The organism is Nocardia alni (genome assembly GCF_019038435.1).
Taxonomy (GTDB): Bacteria; Actinomycetota; Actinomycetes; order Mycobacteriales; family Mycobacteriaceae; genus Nocardia; species Nocardia alni.
In genome coordinates this window covers 1-446 of record NZ_JAGPOX010000351.1, presented here as the reverse complement: position 1 = coordinate 446, position 446 = coordinate 1, and the positions used below count along the sequence as shown (strand labels likewise).

The following is a 446-nucleotide window of genomic DNA, read 5'->3' as shown; positions in this document are numbered from 1 at the left end:
GTTCAGTCCTGCACAGATCGCCGAGAAGGTGCTGTGCCCGCGGCGCTCCCCGGTCGCGGCCCGTTGATGGAGCCCTACCCCAGCGGCACTGCGCGCCTTCGCCGCGGGCACCGTGCCGCGGCGTGGGCGCCCTCCCTGCTCGTGGCCGCCGTCCTGGCCTGCGCGGGGTCCGCCGCGCCCGCGGGACCGGTCGCCGACCGCGTGCGGGCCACCGGCGTGGTGCGGGTCTGCATCTGGCCCAGCTACCACGGCGTGAGCTACCGCAATCCGCGCACGCTGCAGCTGACCGGCATCGACATCGATCTGTCGCGGCAGTTCGCCGCCGACCTCGGAGTGCGGCTGGATTACGTGGATTCCACCCACGAGACCCTCGTGGAAGACCTGACGGAGCACCGCTGCGACGTCGGCATGGCGGGCATCGGCATTCTGCAGCCGCGCATGCAGGC

General features: G+C 72.9%; 1 protein-coding gene. It reads left to right on the top strand.

Annotated features, from left to right (window positions below):
* Nucleotides 1–33: 33 nt before the first annotated feature.
* Nucleotides 34–446 (top strand): transporter substrate-binding domain-containing protein (locus tag JZ791_RS44290; RefSeq protein WP_216903973.1); only part of this gene is annotated, 413 nt, incomplete at its 3' end.